At 49.4% G+C, this 20,322-nt stretch carries 11 protein-coding genes; 2 read left to right on the top strand and 9 right to left on the bottom strand.

What is annotated here, in order from left to right; translation table 11 throughout:
- The first annotated feature begins 98 nt into the window (after positions 1-98).
- Positions 99-1,136: an aspartate--ammonia ligase gene (gene asnA / locus C7Y71_RS10100; RefSeq protein WP_111897577.1), complete on the top strand. Its 1,038-nt coding sequence runs from the start codon at positions 99-101 to the stop codon at positions 1,134-1,136.
- 212 nt (positions 1,137-1,348) lie between these two features.
- Here the strand turns inward: asnA and C7Y71_RS10095 are convergent, their stop codons facing one another.
- The 7 genes from C7Y71_RS10095 to C7Y71_RS10065 form a co-directional block, all read right to left on the bottom strand.
- Positions 1,349-1,726 (bottom strand): GxxExxY protein, encoded by a 378-nt coding sequence (locus tag C7Y71_RS10095; RefSeq protein WP_111897576.1) that lies wholly within the window; start codon positions 1,724-1,726, stop codon positions 1,349-1,351.
- A 124-nt stretch (positions 1,727-1,850) separates the two neighbouring features.
- On the bottom strand, positions 1,851-4,064 hold the full coding sequence (locus C7Y71_RS10090) for a tetratricopeptide repeat protein (protein ID WP_111897575.1): 2,214 nt from the start codon (positions 4,062-4,064) through the stop codon (positions 1,851-1,853).
- A gap of 9 nt (positions 4,065-4,073) precedes the next feature.
- Positions 4,074-5,720, bottom strand: a complete 1,647-nt coding sequence (locus C7Y71_RS10085) for a PKD-like family lipoprotein (RefSeq protein WP_111897574.1) — start codon at positions 5,718-5,720, stop codon at positions 4,074-4,076.
- 51 nt (positions 5,721-5,771) lie between these two features.
- Positions 5,772-7,061: a DUF4843 domain-containing protein gene (locus C7Y71_RS10080; protein WP_111897573.1), complete on the bottom strand. Its 1,290-nt coding sequence runs from the start codon at positions 7,059-7,061 to the stop codon at positions 5,772-5,774.
- A 41-nt stretch (positions 7,062-7,102) separates the two neighbouring features.
- Positions 7,103-8,521 carry a RagB/SusD family nutrient uptake outer membrane protein gene (locus C7Y71_RS10075; RefSeq protein WP_111897572.1) on the bottom strand — a complete coding sequence of 473 codons (1,419 nt, stop codon included), beginning with the start codon at positions 8,519-8,521 and terminating at the stop codon, positions 7,103-7,105.
- 20 nt (positions 8,522-8,541) lie between these two features.
- Positions 8,542-11,895: a SusC/RagA family TonB-linked outer membrane protein gene (locus tag C7Y71_RS10070; RefSeq protein ID WP_111897571.1), complete on the bottom strand. Its 3,354-nt coding sequence runs from the start codon at positions 11,893-11,895 to the stop codon at positions 8,542-8,544.
- 23 nt (positions 11,896-11,918) lie between these two features.
- Complete coding sequence (locus C7Y71_RS10065) at positions 11,919-12,887, bottom strand: hypothetical protein (RefSeq protein ID WP_111897570.1); 969 nt, start codon at positions 12,885-12,887, stop codon at positions 11,919-11,921.
- Between the two features lie 166 nt (positions 12,888-13,053).
- Here C7Y71_RS10065 and C7Y71_RS10060 point away from each other — a divergent pair, with 166 nt between their 5' ends.
- A complete protein-coding gene (locus tag C7Y71_RS10060) occupies positions 13,054-13,356 on the top strand; it encodes a hypothetical protein (RefSeq protein WP_111897569.1) in 303 nt (100 codons plus the stop codon).
- 161 nt (positions 13,357-13,517) lie between these two features.
- Here the strand turns inward: C7Y71_RS10060 and C7Y71_RS11905 are convergent, their stop codons facing one another.
- Entirely contained in the window at positions 13,518-13,691 is a 174-nt protein-coding gene (locus C7Y71_RS11905) for a hypothetical protein (RefSeq protein WP_193215908.1), read from the bottom strand.
- Positions 13,692-13,789: 98 nt separating this feature from the next.
- The gene (locus tag C7Y71_RS10055) at positions 13,790-20,182 is read right to left on the bottom strand and encodes a hypothetical protein (protein WP_146739338.1); all 6,393 of its coding nucleotides are present in this window, start codon (positions 20,180-20,182) and stop codon (positions 13,790-13,792) included.
- Positions 20,183-20,322: the final 140 nt, after the last annotated feature.

Below are 20,322 nucleotides of genomic sequence, written 5' to 3'. Positions count from 1 at the left end.
AATTAAAATGAGCGTTTTTCTTGAAAAATAAAAGAAAAACGTTTGTTTTATCCGCGATATGTCATTATCTTTGCCGCAATTTATAACAAACGAGAGCAATGAGCAAACTGATAAAGCCTGAGGGCTACCGTCCCCTGCTCGACAAATACGAAACAGAGCAGGGCATCAAACTTATCAAGGATTTTTTTCAGGAAAACCTATCTACAGGTCTTCATCTGCGTCGTGTGACCGGTCCCCTTTTTGTTCAAAGTGGTCTGGGTATCAACGATGACCTGAACGGAACAGAACGCCCGGTTCGTTTCCCCGTGAAAGACCTGAACGATGCTCAGGCGGAAGTGGTACATTCGCTTGCCAAATGGAAGCGCCTGACGCTTGCCGATTTCAAAGTAAAGCCTGGTTATGGCATCTACACCGACATGAACGCCATCCGCGCCGACGAAGAACTCGACAACATTCACTCACTTTATGTGGATCAATGGGACTGGGAACAGGTGATTACTGCCGAACAGCGCACGCTGGACTACCTGAAAGGTGTGGTAAAAAACATCTACTATGCCATGCTTCGCACGGAATTCCTCATTCGTGAGCGTTTCCCGCAATTGGGTTCCGTATTGGCTCCAAAAATCACGTTCATCCACTCCGATGAACTTTGCCGCATGTATCCTGACATGACGCCTAAAGAACGCGAGAATGCCATCTGTCGCGCTCACAAATCAGTATTCATCATAGGTATTGGCGGTGAATTGTCTGATGGTAAACCGCACGACGGACGTGCTCCCGACTATGACGACTACAGCACACCCAATGCTGAAGGCTTTAAAGGATTGAATGGTGACTTACTGGTGTGGAACGACGTTATCGGACAGGGTCTTGAACTCAGTTCGATGGGCATCCGTGTGGACAAGGAAGCACTCTTACGCCAACTTCATGAATCGGGCAAAGAAGACCGCCTTGAACTCTATTTCCACAAACGCCTGCTCAACGGCGACCTGCCGCTCTCGATTGGTGGTGGTATAGGACAGTCACGCCTCTGCATGCACTATCTGCAGAAAGCCCACATCGGTGAGATACAAGCCAGCATCTGGCCGCAGGCGATGCGCGAAGAATGCTCCGCTGCCAATATACCCCTTATTTAGTTGAGACACTCGCTGATTTCGCTGATTTCACAGATTTTTACTGCATCATCTGCCTAAATCTGCGAGATCTGCGAGAGTTTTCAATCAAAGTCTTCGCTCGCTGATTTCGCTGATTTCACAGATTTTTACTACATCATCTGCGTAAATCTACGAGATCTGCGAGAGTTTTCAATCTGCGAGTTTTCAATCTGCGAGAGGTCTCTCAATGAGTTTTACAATCCATTCACTATTCTCACAATATCTTTTGTCAAATCGGTTGTATTGAAGTTTACAAGCAACCCGATTTTTCTTCCGGATATTTTCAGATAAGTAAGCAGTTGTTTCTTATGCACATCTTTCAACATCTCAACCGATTTCAGTTCAATAATTACTTTGTCCTCTACTACAATATCAAGTCTGAAATCCACAGGAAGCAAGTTGCCATCGAAATATACATCGAGTCTCTTCTGACTCTCCACATATAAACCATCTTTGCGAAGTTGATATAGTAGTGCAGCCTCATAGACAGATTCTAAAAGGCCAGGACCAAGTTCGTTGTACACTTTGAAGATGGCTCCCCTTATTTTGTATGTTATTTCGTCTTCGTTCATATATCGAACTTAGTTCTTGTTTGTCGCTCGCTGACTTCACAGATTTTTTCTGCGCTATCAGCGTAATCTGCGAGAGTTCATATAATCAAAGAGCTGACAATTATTTCTTTATATTCAGCTGTAATCAGAGATTGTTTCTTTGTAAGGCAATGACGGCGTTTTTCTGTCCTGCCTTTGCTGCTTTTTCGTACCAATATTTCGCCATTGTCTTGCTTTGCGAGACGCCCTTGCCATATTCGTAGCACCAGCCTATGTTGTACATGGCATCGGGTACATTCTTTTCTGCTGCCTGGCGGAAGAGTTGTACGGCACGCTTATGGTCAGACGGTGTGCCGCGCCCGTTGAGATAACAATCGCCTATATTGTTGACAGCCGCCATATTTCCTAATTCGGCTGCTTTCTGATAATAACTGAAGGCACGGTTATAGTCCTGACTAACGCCTTTTGCGAGATAATAGCAGTCGCCGAGGGCATTGAGCGCTTCGGCATGGTTCTGTTCGGCAGCATCTTCATAGCATGCCACAGCCTCTTCCATATCCTTCGTTACGGCTATACCGTTGGCGTAACATTCTCCGAGCCTGAACTGCGCATCTGCGAGATCCTGTTCTGCTGCATCTTCGAGGTAGCGTCTTGCCATACTTTCATTCTTCTCCACCCCTTCTCCATTGAGATAGCACAGTGCCAGATTGTATTGCGCCTCTGCCACTCCTTCATCTGCAGCCTTTTCATACCACTCCGCTGCCTTTTGCAGATTGCGCTCCACGCCTTCACCATTGTAATACCTATTTCCGAGACAGCACTGCGCCTCTGCGTTATCCTGCATGGCAGACTTGGTGTACCACTCCACTGCTTTCTTCATGTCGCGTCCTGTTCCTTCGCCTTTCTCGTAGCACCATCCCAGGCTATACTGCGCATCGGCATCGCCTGCCTCTGCTGCTTTTTCGTACAGACGGAAAGCCTTTTTAAGGTCTTTCTTCACCCCGTCTCCATTGTAGTAACACTCTCCGAGACTTTCCTGCGCTGCCGGATCTCCGGCATCTGCTGCCTTCGTAAGCCACAAGACTGCCTGAACAGGATTTTTATCCACTCCCACTCCACTGAGATAACATTCGCCGAGTGCACTCTGTGCCTGTATGTCGCCCTGATTGGCTGCTGAGAGGTAATGTGCTGCAGCGAGTGCCGAATTCTTATCCACTCCTATACCTTCGAGGTAACAGTCTGCGAGATTTCTCTGTGCCACGGCATACCCTTTCTCTGCTGCCCTGGCATACATAGTTGCTGCCTGCTCCACATCCTTCTCCGTCCCTACTCCATTAAGCAGACAGTCTCCCCAGGCATTCTGTGCCTCAGGATTGCCCTTCTGCGCTGCCTTGCGGTAGAGTTCTGCGGCTTTTGCAACATCCTTCTCCACCCCATCGCCCTTCATGTATCTCTTCGCGAGTTCACACATCGCTGCATCATCGCCCTGAGCGGCAGCCTGCCTGAGCCACTCCACAGCCTTTGCTGCTTCATCGCCTTTCGTGGCGTATGTCTGCGCCGTTTTCAGGACAGCCTCGTTCACACCATTCTGTGCTGCCTGCTCATACAGGAGTTTGGCTTTCTCGGCTTGACGCTTCACCCCCGTACCTTCTTCATAGCATTGTGCGAGGGCATATTGTGCAGGACCATAATTCTGTGCGGCTGCCTTTGTGAGCCAACTGACAGCCTTCGATTCGCTTTTATTGAGTCCTTCTCCCCTGAAGAACCTCTGTGCCGTTTCATATTGCGCCTCGGCGAGTCCGTTTTCGGCAGCCGTCAGACACCATCGTGCAGCAAGTTGATCGTCCTTGTTCACCCCCTCGCCCGAATTATAACAGTGGCTCAGGGCATATTGCGCCTCAGGACTTCCTGCCTCTGCCGCTTTTGCCATCCAGACCGCAGCCTTCAGCATATCGCGCTCCGTACCAATACCTTCTGCATAACGCCGCACGAGGAATAACTGACATTCAAGGTTGCCGCTGTCTGCCTGCTGCACAATCCATTCAAAGGCTGTTTCGTACAGTCTTACGGCGCGTTCTTCATCAACTACTATACCATAGCCGTTCTCCAGACATTTTGCCTGATAGTAGGCTGCTTCCGGCAGTCCTTGCCTTGCAGCATTCTGAAAATAGGCATACGCCTTCGCAGTGTCAGGTTTTATGCGTTCTCCCTGAAGATAGAGTTTTCCGAGTTGTGTCATGGCGAGTGCATCACCCTTTTCTGCCTCCATCACGAGACGCGAAAGATCGGCAATGTGCTGCGCACGCACCATATTCAGAGCGAACAGCGAGAAGAATACTAAAATCAGTTTTTGTTTCATTTCATTTTTTTATTCCGACTGATAGTAATAAAGCGGTGCAAACTGCACATCCACTACCGGACCGAACCCTGTATGCAGAACAGGCGCAACGGTATTGTCGATATCCGCCGAATTGGTGAGTCGCATTTCAGCCACTGCACCTTCACTGCCCTTTGTCATTCCTATGGACAGCCATCTGCCGAGGTCGCCAGAGAACGCGTTGGGGTCGCCTGTGCGGAACTTGATGCACGACACGCTCCATCCATCCGGTGCCTGATAGACGGTCTGTTTGTCGCCGTTCTGTGCGTTATAGCGCACCACTTCCCCTCCATTGGCATAGAAGAGGTAGTTAGTGGAGAAGAGTGCATTATACGTCAGCGTGCCTGTCCGCAGTTGTGTTGTCCGAATATTTGGCAGTCGCATTGCCTCAATAGTGTATGCGGGTTCGTCAGCACCTGCACCGCCCTTCGTATCCTTGGGTGTGAGTTCGTAGCGATACATATTTCCTGCTGCGTCAGCAAAGATGAAGAATGCATGCGCATATTCGTAGTTCTCGCGGTCGTTCACATAGGCATACAGGGCTGTCTTTCCTTTTGGAGAGAGCGTTGCGGAGAGTTTTGAGAAATCCACCTCTGCATCAAGCATAGGCATTGTCATCTGTGCCTGTTCACGTGCGTTTGCTTCGTCCATACCAAAAAAGTCGCCTTTGCCCACATAGATGAACCGCTGGTTCTTGGCATCCCAGAACACGGTATTGCTTCCGAGAATGGCTCCTGCCGTGACTTCATAGTCTGTCCCCACATCAAGCGGGTCAGTGGTTTGCAGCGCCGGAATATGGTAGCACAGGAACGACCTTGCCATAGCCACTCTTCCGTCGCGTGCTATGACATAATGGTAGTCTGTGAGGGTTGTTGCATCGCCTGCCTGTCCATATTTCGACACGATGAAAGCCTCTCCCGTCTGCGGCAACACATAGTTGGCAGAATATTTCTGTACCAGTCCGTATGGATTATAAATGCCGGATGTGCCGTTATTGTTGAACACTGCGAGATTGACCGATTCACCTATTTTGAAGTCGTAATAGGCACCATACGTCATGCCCACTGCGTATGCAAAAGGATTTTCGCTGCCGGGGTGTGCATACTCCCAGGCATCGGCATAGAGTTGGTGTTGGTCTCCTATCTGCGACACATTTCCAAGTTTCATGGCGCCAGGTCCTGTACCATGGAGTACAAAGAGCGAGTTCTTATAGAGCGGACGTGTGGAAACATACACTTTCGCATAGTGTGCAAGTGTGGTTACAGGGTCCTTCACTTCGAGCATGACGTTATAGGTTGTAGTCTGCCCTGCTTTGAGCGGAAGGTCAACATACCCTTTCGTATAGAACACTCCGCTGAAGTCTTCTCCCGTCACTGTCCACTTGAAATCGAGGTTGTCTATACTTTCTCCGATGGACTGCTCCACCGTGGCTAATAATCTGCCTACGGTATCATTACCCATAGGCTGGATAAACTCCACTGTTTCGCCGTGAATACCCCTATAGGGTGTCGGACTGAAGGTGATGCCGTCCACCGAGTTGAGATTTTCAAAATCGTAGTCGTAGTTGCCTTTATCTTCATAGCACGAAGAGAGCAACAGGGCGGTCAATATGGTCAGGCAATATGTTATTCTTTTCATTGTTGTACGTTTCTTATGAAAAACAATAGAAAGTGTGATAAAAATGCTGTATTATGGTATTTCGAATCCTAATCCCGGAGTGTTGTCGTATGCAGCCTTTACGATGTCGTGATACTGCTTCATGAGATTTTCGCCATCGAGTTTGCTGTTCCAATTCACATTCAGCTGACCATTAAAGTCATAGAAGATATCCATCGGGAAGAGCCGTGCAAGCGTGAAATTGCTGCCGAGCGCTGCCGAAAGGGTCCTGAGGATGAATCTATACTTTTCCGGCGAATACTCTCCGTAATAGTTTCTTACCACTTCTGCAGAGGGTTCTTCGCTCCACATCTTGGGTTTCACCACGTCGTAATCAATATTTGGCAAAACAGGGATATTGATAAAATCCTCATAGTCTGTCGCATTGAGATAGTACCAACTGTAATATTCGTTATACTGCACCATCATGCCCCTCACTGCCTGCCTGTTGTTCTCTGCGAGTACTGCTTCATCGTTGGTCCCGACGAGAGCGACCTCGTTCTGTGTGGTCATATTGAGAGCCTTTGCGAGCGAGACGAAGTGTTGTGAGGTATATGTGCCGAAGAACTTCTCCTGCTGCGGTCCCCAATAGTAGGGCGGTGTGTCGTATGTACAATACTCCACGAAGGGAATGGCAAACGGCAGCGGATCGTCGGGGTGTGCCTGATTATACTTCCTTGCACTATCCACTGCGAGTTTGTTGAAATTAGAGAAATCTCCCCAGTTGCTCGACTGTGTGTACTGGTCGTCGTGGAGAACATGCACCATGAATTTGTGCTTTTCCACGCTCCATGCCCCGAGATAAAGCGAGAGGCTGGAGTTCCAGTTGGACGGGCGTGAATAACTTTCCGTGACATATATCGTAAATTCCGTTCTGCCATTGATGCCCATTCCGAGTTGTGATGCCGGGTCTTCGCTATCGAAATAGAGACATACGGCATACACTTTCCCCATCGTGTCGGGCGGCGATACCCTGACGTTCACCGATTTCTGATATTCGCCCGCTTCGAAGACGAGTTCGTCCACTGCCACATCAGCCATGTCATAGCCCTCAACGGGTTTAGTTTTGATGACTGCGCGCCGCGTTCCTGTGCCGTTGATATAGCCGAGAATGGAGACGTCAATAGGTATGGACACTTCTGGTGTTTCGTCGAGCAGATGATTGGCGAAGTTCACTGTGGTGTCCATGCTGCCATTGCTGTTCGGTCTGAAATAGGCACCATCATTACCGGGCGCGAAGACGTCCACTTCCTCCTGTGTGCATGCCGAGAAGAACGTGAGAACGATGACTGTTGACAGTATGTAATTCAGCAATTTGTTCATATCATAAGAGTGTTTTATTTTGCTATAGGTATTTCAGTTCATTATTTGTCAGTCTCCTGCGTTGCACTGTCTGCCGTCCACCCATATTCTATTTCTGCATCAGGCAGCGGGAAGACAAACTTCTCTGCAGAAAAACCTGCGGGGCAGTTGTAGAACCATGTGATTTCATGCTGCTTGAGGAAAAAGAAATACTGTCCTTCTGCATAGAATTCCTTCCTCACTTCAGCATCCATCACATCATCGCGATACAATTCGTCGAAGAATTCGCTGATATTCGTCGATGTGGAATATCCACGCGCGTTTCTCACGGCATTGACGTATTTTGCACCTTCTTCGAGTGGCGACATCTGCGCCAGGATATAATACATTTCCGGCAGTCGGATGAGTGGTATGGCGCCGTTGGGATTGTCTATATATTTCCGCGAGATTGCCTGTTGCTGTGCATCATAGCGTATGAATGCCGCCGACTTGGCACGAAAATCAACATCGCTGCTTGTTCCTGTTGACTCGAAGATGGTGTTGAGGGACTGTGTACCGATATAGTACTGTGTAGTGAACTTCGGACCTTCTGCAAATTTGGCGGACATATTGTCAGACATTCTGTAGAGGTTGAGTGCACAGAGACATTCGTTGAACAGCACCGGGTCGCCGGCATTTGATGTCTGCAACGTCAGTCCGCTGTTTGCGATGACATTCTGTGCGTGGAGCACTGCATTATCGGCATCGTCCATCCAGCAGTACACGCGCGCCATGAGTGCTTCTACTGCGTAATAATTGAATCTGAATCTACGTTCCTTGTCTGCTGCGAGACTGAGGTTTTTCTCATAGGAAAGCAAGCGCATCGCTTCGTTGAGATCGTTGAGCACCTTATGTGCCACCTCGTTGGCGGTGAGCAGCGGCTGACGGCTGGCATCGGCTATAGTGCGGTAAGGGATGCAGCGTGCTGTGCTGTCGTTCTTGTAGATCGGTCCCCAACCTCTGAGGAGGTCGAAATGCAGGTAAGCCCTAATGGCGAGTGCTTCTGCCCGTAGGTTGTCGCGGTCCTGACTGCTTCGTATGACTTCTGCACCGTTTGCGTCGAGCCATTTTAGGAGGTTGTTGCAGTTGGCTATGATGTTGTATGCCTTCAGCCACGAGCGCTCGAGTTTGGTCTTGGTGTCGTAGCCGTTGGTATGCACGTCGTAGATGTAGATGGCATCGCGCGACGTTGTTCCGTCGGGTATCATATCATAGAGTTGCGCCATCTGGTCGAGCATGCCGAAAGACAGGTTGTCGCCGTAAGCATCATCGTCCGTCATGGAGATATACAGTCCTGCGAGAGCACTCCGGAAGCCGTTCTCTGTGGTAAAGAGTTCTTCTGCCTTGATGTCGGTTTTCGGACTGACATCAAACCAGTCGGAGCATCCGCTCGTGAGGAGGGCGGTTGCCATCAAAATGGATGATAATATATATTTTTTCATTGCAGTTCTTTTTTCAGGCTTTACTTGAATATGATATTTAGTGAGAACGTGAAACTACGTGCGAAAGGATAGCCGAGTCCGCGCTCCATCTTGATGGAGGACAGCCGGAAGAGTTCGTTGGTAGTGAACGAGAGGCTTGCCATGTCTATACTAAGCGGACGGAGGAACTTGTACCTGTTGCTGCTGAAACGATAGCCGAGGCTGATGGTTGAGCATTTGAGTTCGTTGTCGTCCATGATGAAACGGCTGCTCTGCGGTGTCTGCGAGCCTGCCGGGTCGATGGGTCTGTACATTGCCACGTCGCCTGGTGTGGTCCAACGGTTTTCTGCAGCACGCTCGTCCATATTGAAGGCTATGCTGCGGTTTTCGAGTTTATCGACGAGTGTCTGGTTATACTGCACACCGCCCCAGTGGTAGGTAAAGCCCACTGTTGCCGTGAAGTCGCGCCATGAGAGCGAAGAACTGATGGTTCCGCTGACGTCGGGTGTGGTATGTCCTACGGGCACTTTGTCTGCTGCGTCCCACGTGAACGTCTTTGTTCCGTCGCGCTTGAGATAGACTTCCTGACCTGTTACAGGGTCGATGCCCAATGAACGCACGGTGTAGAGCGTGGATGTGCTCTGCCCTTCCTGATAGACGGGCAGCGGTGCACCGGCTGTGGCAAGTTGTGCTTCGTTCAGTTTGCGGAGATAGTCGGAAATCTTGCGGATTTTGTTCCTGTTGTGGTTGGCGTTTGCAGAAATGGTCCAGTAGAGTTGTTTCTTCACGTTCTGAAGGGCTATGACATTGAGCGTTATGTCGAAACCGCGGTTTTGCAGTTCGCCGGCGTTCATCACCTGCGACCGGAAGCCGGTGGAGGGTGCCAGGTCGTACTCTGTGAGTAGTTGCTTGGTGATGTTGTTGTAATAATTGAACGTGGCATTGATGCGGTTTTTCCAGAAGCCTATGTCCACGCCGAGGCTGAGGTTGTGCGTCTTAGCCCAGCCCAGTTCGGTGTTGTTCAGTCCGGCGAGCATTGCACCGAGTGTGGTGAACGACGTATAGGGCTTCATGGTCTGGCTGTAGGTGTAGAATTCTATAGCCTGATAGGGATTGTAATTTTGTTCGCCCGTTACACCATAGTTGGCACGGAACACGAGGTTGGACACCCTGCCTTGCAGGAATTTCTCGCGATAGGCGTTCCAGCGGACACCTGTTGACCAGAAAGGTGTCATGGAATGGTCGTCGCCATATCGTGAAGAGTTCTCTGCGCTGAGGTTGAAGTCGAACGAATAGCGGTTGTCGTAACTGTAGGAGAACTGGGTGATGAGCCCCATGGCGCGCGAGAGTGCCTCTGTGCCGGTTGGGTTGGTGCTCATGGTGTAGCCGAAGATGAAATCGTCCATGTGTCGGTCAGGGAAACCTGTGGCGTAGAGGTTCACGTAGTTGTTGCGGTCCTCGTTCACCGTCCAGTTGCCGAAGAGGCTGAAGAGGTGCTTTCCTACCGGTGCGTTCCAGTTCACGCCGAGGTTGCTCGACCACGACGTCATCTCGCCCGTATTCTTGCTGTACGACCCTTTCTTGGTGAGGTCTGTCTCTGTGGCAAACATGGTGTGGTCAGCCGGATAGAACACTTCCGTGCGCGCCATGCCCCGTGTGTAGGACAGTTGTTCGGTAAAGCGCAGGTTGGGCAGCAGGCGGTATTCTATGTTCATCGTTGTGGCGATGGTGGTGTTCCTTGAAATGTCCTTCACGCCCGTCGTGGCATTGTAGAGCGGGTTGGTGATGAGCACGCTTCCCGTGCCGGTATGGTTGTCGAGAATGAGGTCGTAGCCGCCCTCTGCATTCTTCATCGGATAGTAGGGGTTGGCTTGCGTGTAGGACGAGAAACTGCCGTAGGGAGAGTTTTTGCCGTTGGTTTCGCTGAGGTTGATGTCTGCACCCACGGTGAACTTGTCCTTTCTGTAACTCATGGAGAAGGTTACGCCCTTTGTGTCGTTCTGCGAGCCTTTCATCACACCCGGCATGAATCCTGCATTCAGTCCGAGGTTGTAGCGGAACTTGTCCGTTCCTCCTGCTGCGGTGAGTGTGTGTCGTGTCTGCACGGCTGTGCGCAGCGGTTGCGAGAGCCAGTAGGTATCCACTCCTGCCAGTATGTTTCGCAGGTACTTGTTGTACGTGTTCTTCTGGTAGGGATCGTTCTCGTTATAGACGCCTGCCATTTTCTCCATGGCGAGTTTCTGGCTGGCATTCATCATGTTGTAGCCCGTGAGGTCGGGCGACTGTATGGTAAGGCTTCCGTTGTAGGTTACGGAGAGTGCACCATCGGGCGCCACCTTCGTTTCGACTACCACCACCCCGTTCGATGCGCGCGAGCCGTAGATGGCTGTGGCTGAGGCATCCTTGAGTATGGTGATGTTCTCCACGCGCTGCGGGTCGAGTTCGAGTATTCGGCGCAGTGGCACTATAAATCCGTCGAGCACGAAGAGCGGTGTATTGGGGCGGCTCGACACATTGTCGAGTAGCAGGTCCATGGAGTTGAGGTCCACGTTGTTGCCCAGTGTCTGGTCGCCGCGAATGTTGAACTGCGGTGTGGCATTGGGGTCGGATCCTGTGGCGTTGTTTTCCACAATCTTGAAACTGGGGTCGAAGAACTGCAGGCCTTCGAGTATGTTGTTGGGATTCATCCTGCGGAGTTCTTCGCCCTTCACACTGACGAAATTACCCGTAAAACTCGTCATGCTGCGCTTGCTCATACCTGTTACCACCGCTTTCTCTTCCTCTGTGCGGTTGGGTTCGAGCACCACTTTTTCGTTGAGCATGGGTTGCTTCACCTGAAAGGACTGCGAGGCATATCCTATGCACGATATTCGCACGGAGGCGTTGTTTGGCACGCGCAGTGAGAATTTTCCGTTGCTGTCCGTAACACCGCCGGAGCGTCCGTTCTTTCCGCCGTCGGTAATCATCACCATGGCACCCACGATGGGTTCGCCGTCCTCCATACTGGTTACTACTGCAGAGACGGGGTGATACTGCGCGGCGTCCTCTGCCTGCGCCGCAGCATCTTCTGCCAGTGGGCGGAACACTATCCTGCCCGCTGTTTCGTAGTTCACGCTGACAGGTTGGTCGCCTATGAGCCGGAGTACTGCCTTGTCGAGGGGCATGTCCTTCACGTTGAGTGTGGTAGGTTCGTTGATGCCTTCGATGGTTACGCCTTCGAACACCACGTCGGCACCAGCCTGCCGTGCGAGTTTCACGAGGATGTCGCCCATCGTTTCGTTGCTGACGCGGAGTGTAACCTTGCGGTCTTTCCAGCCGGCGTCGGTCTGGGCGAAGGTGCCGAGGCTGCATATCGCCAGCGCTGCGAGCACCAATATATATCGCAATCTGTTCATATATGTATAGGTATGATTTTTTTTTATTCCATCAAGCCGTCGATAATGGCGATGTAGTCCTTGTTGATATTGTATTTCTGGCGGTACTCGGCGATGAGTGGCTCTGCCCGCTCCACTTCCTTTCCGCCGCGTATGAAGTTGGTGAGCAGATGGAAGAGCACGGCGTCGCGCTGTGCGCCTTCGAGGCCTTCTGCCATTTCCCTATAGATGTCCTCGAGTTTCTGCGGCATGGTGTAGGTGCCGTCTGCAGCCTTCTCATTCGTGTATGCCACATAGCGCATGAGCATGCTGACATATTCCGGGCAGGAGAGCGAAGCAGCGTCGGCGCGCAGTTCCACACTGTCCATAAGAGCCCAATAGTCGCCTATTTCCTGCTCGGCTATGGGAAGTTTTCTCAGTTCGGCATACATCTTGGGGTACTCCATGAACGAGAGGTATGCCAGTCCTTCTGATTCTGCCATGACGTAGGCTGCCGCCTCGGGTGTTACCTTATCTTTTGCGGTTTCCACGAATGCGGCAGTCTTTTCGAGCAACTGCCGCGACTGCGCGATGCGCTGAGCGGGTTTCTCGTCGAGCGTTACGCAGGAGAGGAGTTGCGAGCGGTAACGCATGGACTTCTTCAGCGCCTGTACCTTCTGATAGAGGCGGTTGGCTGCCACTGCCGACGGTGTACCGCTGAATGTTACGGAAACGTTCTTGGGGTCGGTGTATCTCACCTTGGCGTGTATGGAATCGCCCGGCGCCACGATGACGAGTGTGCGGGAGTTGATGAGCATTCCCACCTGACGGGTGGGGGCAAAAGTGTAGGTGGCAGTTTCGCCGGCAGCGTAGTCAAACTCTGCACTGTATGCCGGAGTCTGAATGCAGTCGATGTAGATTTTCTGACCTGTATAGTCGATGGTTTCCGCCGTGAGGACGGTTTTCCCCTGCCCCGCCGCTGACAAGGCGGTTGCGAGGAAAGCCGAGAGCGTTATGGTTCGCAAAATGTTCATATCGTGAACTCTTCTTTTATTTTGGCACAAATTTAGTGTTTTTTTTCGAGAAAGGAGCGGAAAACATAGAAATCATGGCTAATCCGGAGAGTCCGGAAAATCCGGAGAGGCCGGAAATCCAAAAAAAATCCCTATCTTTGCAGATAACCATAAAAAAACAAGAACTATGCTACATCCAAAATTCATTATTTCCGAAAACGGCGAACTGCGTCTTGGCAGGGTTCGCCTTCACGAGGATCTGGTCAGGAAAGGGGAGAAAGACTGTTACGGCGGCGGTTACTACGAGATAGACATCATCAACAACGTCATGCTGCTTTACGACGAATCGGGCGACTACGGTGAGCCGATGTGGAATGTGTTTGACACGATTAAGGTGTCGAAGGCGTATCGCGGCCTGCGGATTGTTTACCGTCCTGAGAAGGATTCACAGGCTGGCGAGATTGAGATTACGAATTTCTGCTATGTGTGATAAATAAAAACCACGAATTGCACGAATTTAGCAAACACAGCGCAGCCATGAAGCGCCGAAGGTGCGTAGGACCACAATGATAAGCGCGAACTGTCATCGCACCGACATAAAAAAGCACGGCAAAATTTGCCGTGCTTTTTTTGGTATTTCCTGACCGGTTTTTATTGCCAGTCGAATTTGCGCCAATAGTTATCCTGTCCTTGTTCCTCATCTGCATCGAGGTCATTCTTGGGTGCGAGTGTACCGAAAGAGATTGTTTCGGGATCGTCGTCCTCGGAACAGAAGTCGCGGAGGTTGAGTACTTTGAATTCCGGTTTGATATAGGGTATCTTCATATCTTACTTTTTTTATTCTTTTTTAGTTGAACATTGTGCGAAGTGGGGAGGCGGCAGGCTGTTGGTGTTTGCCGCCGTCCCTTTTTCGCTTCAATCGCTTATTTGAAATAAATTTTCTGTCCTTTGTGGATATAGATTTGTCCCTTAACCGGTTGTGTTACTCGACGACCCTGCAAATCGATGAACGCGTTGTCGTCGTTGAGGTTCACATTACCGTTGGTATCGACAGTACCGATCTTCGTTACGTTGCCAAATTCGTCTTCGAGTTCAAGCGTGTAGTTCTCGCTGCCGTAGTGGTCGCCATCGTTGGGGATGTAGGGCTTGGTCTTCGGCAGGAATACGTAGCCGTCATCGAGCGCGATATAGTTGGAAGAAGTGTAGCCTGCTGAGCCGATGAGGCAGCAGCGTACAACGTCTTCACTATTCGCATAGTCAATCACGAAGCCACTTCCCGCAGGCAGTTTGAAGCCCGGCACACCTTCGATGGTGTCTTTCTCCACTGTTTCGTCCGGCGAAACGAGGAGGCTGCTGATGGCTGTCGTGGAAGAGCATGGCAGCAAGGGGAACTTCACGCCCTTCGGTCCGCGGAAGAGGATACCTGTTCCTGCGTGTATGAACGGACGGTCTGTCGATGTGTTCGGTGTGATCTTCTGTCCGCGTATTACGTCTGCGTGGCGCCATGTCATACGCCAAGCGGAGAGTCCGTGTTCGTAGGGCCATGTGAAGTCGTGGTCTGGATCTACAGCCGAGGAGTAAACCTGTGAGGCTTCGCTGCTACCGGTCGTTGGCATAGTGAGGCTGATGGAGTCGAGCGAGAAGCCCTTCATGAACCAGCGTGCTGCAACGTCGTTGTCGCCGAGGTCGTAGCCTGTGGAGAAACTATTGCTTTCTGTACTGCTAAGGAGGAGACCTGTGCCAGAACCTGTAATCGGTGCAGCAGCGGGTTTGAATACGAATTCGCCCCAACTCTGCATATATACCATGTCGTTCACGAAGTCGATGTTGGTACCTATGCCAGAGTCGTGTCCATAGGATGAGCGGTTTGCATAAGGTTCTCTCACGAGCGTGATTGTACCATCGTTCGCGATATTCAGGTTGGCGCTACGATAGATGTTGTGCATCTTATAGATCTTGTTGTTCATCGTATGGTTATCTGCAGGATGTGCATCGTCCACTTCGATGAATTTCCAGAGCGAACCCGGGTCGGTGTCTTCCGAGAAGTTTGCAACACCCTTCAGTGTGATAGGCCCGTCATTGTTGTCGCCTGATACAGAGAGCCACTGTCCGGTTTTCTCATTGACGAGACGATATGCCTTGTGCTCATCATATTTCACACCATTCTCGTAAAGGTTCTCAAGGAAGATGTCGTATGCAGCAAGAGAGTCGCTCTGTGCATGTGCCAAGGCTGCCTTGAATGCTGCCGTAGTGTTATAATCCGCTGGATTTACGGTACCGATGGATGCGAGGTTCGCATTGAGACGGCGGAAGTTCAGGTCCACACTGTCCGTATTCTCGTGCATGCCTACAAAGCCTACAAAGCCATTGAAGTATGCCGGTGTAAACGTCTGCTTGTAGATATCCGTCAGGCGCGGGAATGTCATGGTACGTGCATAGAAACTACCACCTACATGGTAAATCGAAGGCTCATACGAAGCGGCCTGGAATGTCTGGCCACCTGTCCATTCTTCAGTACCGAGCACATTCTTGATGTAGGCACCATTGCTCTGATGTCTTGAGTGCCAATAGTTAGAGAAACCATAGTGCGGGCCCGTGTTGTAAGCATCGAAACTGAGGTTGCTGTATCTGTCCATCAGCATGTAATGACCGCTTTGTGTGTGCTGCGTAATCTGGAAGAGGTGCTTTGAATATAATTTCACTGCATCGGAGTTGTCGTTCGGCAACCATGTAATGTTGTGGATACCTGTAGTAGCGATGTGGTCTTCATTCACACTACCCATGTATCTACCGGCACCTTCCGCCTTGTTATAGACGAGGTATCCGCTGATGCTGTCGCCAACGAAGCACCATAGGTATCTGTCGCAGAACGGTGTGTTGATGTCTGACAACTGGTCATAGCGCCAGAAATCCTGTCGCATGACGTAGGGGTTTGCATCACCGTCGCATGCCCTTACCGTGATGGCATACCAATGCGTATTTTCATCGAAAGTCCACTGACCATTCACCATAGTTGGAGCATCTGAACTCTCTATAGGATAATTGTCGATTTCGTAGCAGGTATAGCGTATGACGTGGTCAGAGTGGTTCGGTTCTGTAATACCTTTGTCATAGTTGTAGCCAATCAAGTCGGGCTGGTGGAACGTAACCGTCGAGAACGAGTTACTCATGGGGTTGTATGGCAACCATAGGTTTTCAGGCAACATGTAGCCCTGAATAGAGTCGCGGTTGTCACCCGGGGCATAGGTCATGTTCTTGTAGCCAAGACCATAGCATGTGTATCCGTAACCATTGACGATACCTTGACTATAGGCTTCCGCGCGCGAGATTTTTCTTACGGGCGTGAAGGTGAAGTAATAACCGCCATCAGTTGCACTATTGTAGAAGCCCATGTTGTTATTACCACCACCATTATTTGACAAGTACCAGTTTGTCGGTGTGTCGATGGTGTCGTTTGCGGCAATGAGGTTGTATGTGTTGGTTTTTCCACTGATGGCTACCGGTCTGATAGCCCAGAGGGTGGCATTTTCGCGTCTCGACACAGTATCAGTAATCATTCGGGCACCTGCCTCGAAACTTTCTGCCTTCAGATACTTGCCATTGATATTCTTGATCCATACACCGGCAATACCATTGAACTCAAATTCCCAAACCTGTGTGGAGTCATTGCGGTACTTCACATTGTCATCGATTTCGCTTAACCAATAGTATCTGCGATAATCTTCCATTCTCTGTGGGTTCAGGTAGTACTGCTCGCGGTCTGAGAGATTAGCGGCTTGACCTACACCACCATTCATGGTGAGTGTGACGGGACCTGAAGTGTTTGTAGCGCGTCCGGGCAGTTCTATGCGGTACTTACCATTAGTAATTTCCTGTCCGAACACACCGTATGCCAGACCTATAGGTATGAAACTGAACTGGCAGATATTGCCTCCGGATTGCCAGAAGCCGATTTTTTTGTTGACGCCGGTCGGATTGCCGAGGTAGGTGTCTGCGCCGTTTACAGAGGCTTTGAGGGTGTAAACCCATTCGTTACTGCTTTCATCACCTACGCTGGTGTAGGCAAAGTCTAAAGCATTGGCAACCACTGCTGCTTCTCCGTATGCGTTGCCTGTGGCATCAGCAGAATTACCTACATAACCGGTCTCGTTTGCGGCAAAGAGTTGTATCTTGCCTGCCGTGGTGCTGGGCTGTGCATACCAATGCTGCTTACCATTACCTATGATGGCATTGGAAGCCATAAGTGAATCTGAGTTGTGCACCTGTGTGAGGTAGTAATCTTGGCTGTTTTGCTGTTTGCTTGTATTGGTGCGCGCCACTAACTGGAGGCGGTAGATTTGGTTGCTCTGTACCACTTCTCCGTTCACGTCGCGGAGGCCTTCCACTTCGTATCCTGTCAGTGCTTTCCTCTGGATATAGATGGTAGCATCACCGGTAAGTGTTGAGATGGTACCGGAGAGTCTGTTAGGCTTCATATTCGCGCTACCTACGAGGTAGGTGTAATAACCGGCATCGAAGTTGTGCGTACCGATATTATCGCCTGAAACTTCCGTAATGGTGAGGCTTGAGAAGCCCTTTCCTTTTTCCACATAGATGGCTTTCATCGTAGTGTTGTCGAACGTTACGCCGTTGTATGTGATAGAAGCGTCGGTCATTTCATCGCCATTGGCATCCTTCACGACGAAGGAGAGCTTGATGGCTGGTACGAACTGTATTTTCTCGCCTACGTCGGTGGTTACGATTTCAGTGTTGAGACCTGCGGTGTTCGCGCTGTTTACCACATCGGAAGTATATTGATAGATGCTTCCGTCGAGTTTAGAAGTGGTGAGATAATATCTGAGGAGTGTAGCGTCGCATGGCCATGCCGAGAACGGTGTGGCGTTAGCGAGTGTTACATCGAATCCGAATGATGTGCCATAACCTATGCCTGATGTTGGATAGTCAACTACTTTCAGGTAGGCATTGTCACCATTCTTAAGCACGATGTTCTTTAGTGTACCATAAGGATGCCAGGTCTGTGCCACATCACCATTCCATGCGAGTGGCGCAATTTGTCCTGAAGCGTTCTTGGTCTGGTATGCCACATTGGCATCGATTTCTGCATCAGTAGTACCGGAGGCGTTCTGGCGCATCTTGAGGAAGTAGCGTGAGCCTGTTACTACTTTGTCGTCGTTCTTGTCGTTAATACGTGTCAGCGCACCGGTTGCGGTGTAGTCAATTTGATTGGTTTTAACCGTAATGGTCATATTGCCCGTTACCTTGGCGAGGGCATCGCAAAGTCCTTGGAAATCCCATTCCGTGCCGTTGATGTCGAAATAGGTGTTTTCCAATGTGGTAATGCCTGTCAGTTCGGGGAAGATAACTGTGCTATATGTGTAATAACCTCTGTGAGGTACAACGAATTCACCGGCTGCGGATGCTACACCGTTGAGGGTGGTTGATACGGGGTCGCCGTTCTCATCTACAAAGTTCACATCATAGACAGGTACGAACTGGAACAAAGTTCCGTTGTGAAGGCTTGGATAGTATCCAACAGTAGAGTAACTCGCACTATTTTGGCTCAAGTATGTACTTACCATATTTCCGGAAGTGGTTTTCAGCGAATAGCCACTATAAGGACTTCTGGTATCAGAAGCAGGGAACCAAACCTCTGCAGCATCTGAAGTAGTGGCTGTCAGGAAATTTTTATCATTTGTATTACTATAGTCGTACAAATCATAAGAAACATATTTGCCATTTTTGTTCGCCTTGATTATCAAACCTTGAGAACTGTAACTTAGCGTCCATAACATTGCGTCATCGTATGTTACAGTACTGTTTGAAATCTTTTCACTGCTCGTTGAACTTGTCAGATAGCGATAAGGTTGGGTAATTCCAAGTGAAGGATTATTGCCCAATGCAGGTACTCTGATGGCATATCTGCCTCCATTGGTTACAGGATTGCCCAATACGTCCGTAGGGATGCTTGACACACTGAGATTAGGCATACCTTTTGTAACTTCGTAAATTCTTATCTGCTGGTTTTGACCTGTTTCTTCGTAATTCCATACACTTATTTTTGCTAAACCAAAGCCACCATTGTTATCTACACCTTTACTACCATTTTTCAAATGGAAATAGCCATCAGAATTTTTAGATAAGGTATAATCAGCTGCTGTTCCTAATGTAATTACTGATGTATTTGCTACATTTGTTAAATCAGGGAAGTAAGACCCTGTCTCACCCATAATTTGTACGGTCTTAGCATCTCCGTTGGCCACAGCCTTGGTTATAGTAAAGACATTTCCTTCAAAACCATTCATGTTAGGCATTTTGCCAATCTGACCGTTGCCATCCCACATCATGTACGCCCAAGTGCCTCCTCTGTTAATCTGCATAACAATCTGCTGACCCTCAGAAATATTATCAATGCTCGTTATTTCTGTCAGTGTCAGATCAGTTGTTATTTCCTTAAAGTCGCGGATGCTGTTTTGCTGTCCGAGTGTTACTGTGATGGTATTGCCGCCTGAGGTTGTTGTAAAACTGAGATTGTTACCTACAGTAGCCGTATTCGTACCATCAGTGGCAGAAGTGATGGCATAACCTTTGTATGCGTTAGGCACCAAGAAAGTGTAAGTATCACCAAGTGAAACTGAATTGTCCGTAGTTGTATAATACGTAACGCCATCCTTTACATAATTGAAAGTAACCGTTGCCAGTTCTGAGGCTTGATATACTGTAAAGGGGTAACAGAAAGAACCATACTCAACAACTGATGTACCTGGAACCATCTTTAAACCCTTTGTCTCATCTGTATTAACAATGCCGTATACGTTTGTACCTGACAAGTCTCCATTGGCACAATTGATACTGGACGTGCCATCATCAGAAACTGACGATACATCGGAGCCTGTCTTGTTAACACCAGAAGGCAAACTTGAGTACTCATAAAATTTAACAGATGCTTCTTCTGAACTCAACGGGCTTGAAGTATTGCTACTAATGTACCTGCCCGTGCTGACATTCTTAAAAGTTACTGTTGAACCTTCTTTTGCCATTAAGGTCCATACTTCATCAGAAGCAGATGTATGATCCTTTGGCAATTCGCCTGGTCGGCGCATTTTAAAAGCACTTCCAGTATCGTAAACGTAGCCTGCCCAAGAAAGGGCTGACAAATCGCTTGAATTTACAGCCGTACTGAAAATGACGTAATTGTTTCCTACCACAAGGTCGGAGAGTGCTACTCTCGTACCTGGGGTGATGGCGTATGTCTGCGCACTTACCGGTACTACCAACCATGAAAGCAGGAAAACGAACAATAACGTAATCCTTTTCATAAAACAATAATTATTTTTTAAATTACTATATAAACTTCTGAGTTGCTTGATGTTGCAGAATGATGTCTGTATGTCTGCGGTCGTTGTTCTGTGGCCGTTGGGCATATAAGCATACGTTCTATGCGGTTGCAAATATACGG

Source organism: Pseudoprevotella muciniphila (genome assembly GCF_003265305.2).
GTDB lineage: Bacteria > Bacteroidota > Bacteroidia > Bacteroidales > Bacteroidaceae > Alloprevotella > Alloprevotella muciniphila.
The sequence above is the reverse complement of the archived record's forward strand: the minus strand, read 5'-3'. Positions and strand labels throughout refer to the sequence as shown.

Excerpts from the sequence above, each read along its gene's own strand:
- asnA (WP_111897577.1), top strand. The coding sequence starts at position 99 with ATGAGCAAACTGATAAAGCCTGAGGGCTACCGTCCCCTGCTCGACAAA.
- C7Y71_RS10095 (WP_111897576.1), bottom strand. The coding sequence starts at position 1,726 with ATGAACGAAGACGAAATAACATACAAAATAAGGGGAGCCATCTTCAAA.
- C7Y71_RS10090 (WP_111897575.1), bottom strand. The coding sequence starts at position 4,064 with ATGAAACAAAAACTGATTTTAGTATTCTTCTCGCTGTTCGCTCTGAAT.
- C7Y71_RS10085 (WP_111897574.1), bottom strand. The coding sequence starts at position 5,720 with ATGAAAAGAATAACATATTGCCTGACCATATTGACCGCCCTGTTGCTC.
- C7Y71_RS10080 (WP_111897573.1), bottom strand. The coding sequence starts at position 7,061 with ATGAACAAATTGCTGAATTACATACTGTCAACAGTCATCGTTCTCACG.
- C7Y71_RS10075 (WP_111897572.1), bottom strand. The coding sequence starts at position 8,521 with ATGAAAAAATATATATTATCATCCATTTTGATGGCAACCGCCCTCCTC.
- C7Y71_RS10070 (WP_111897571.1), bottom strand. The coding sequence starts at position 11,895 with ATGAACAGATTGCGATATATATTGGTGCTCGCAGCGCTGGCGATATGC.
- C7Y71_RS10065 (WP_111897570.1), bottom strand. The coding sequence starts at position 12,887 with ATGAACATTTTGCGAACCATAACGCTCTCGGCTTTCCTCGCAACCGCC.
- C7Y71_RS10060 (WP_111897569.1), top strand. The coding sequence starts at position 13,054 with ATGCTACATCCAAAATTCATTATTTCCGAAAACGGCGAACTGCGTCTT.
- C7Y71_RS11905 (WP_193215908.1), bottom strand. The coding sequence starts at position 13,691 with ATGAAGATACCCTATATCAAACCGGAATTCAAAGTACTCAACCTCCGC.
- C7Y71_RS10055 (WP_146739338.1), bottom strand. The coding sequence starts at position 20,182 with ATGAAAAGGATTACGTTATTGTTCGTTTTCCTGCTTTCATGGTTGGTA.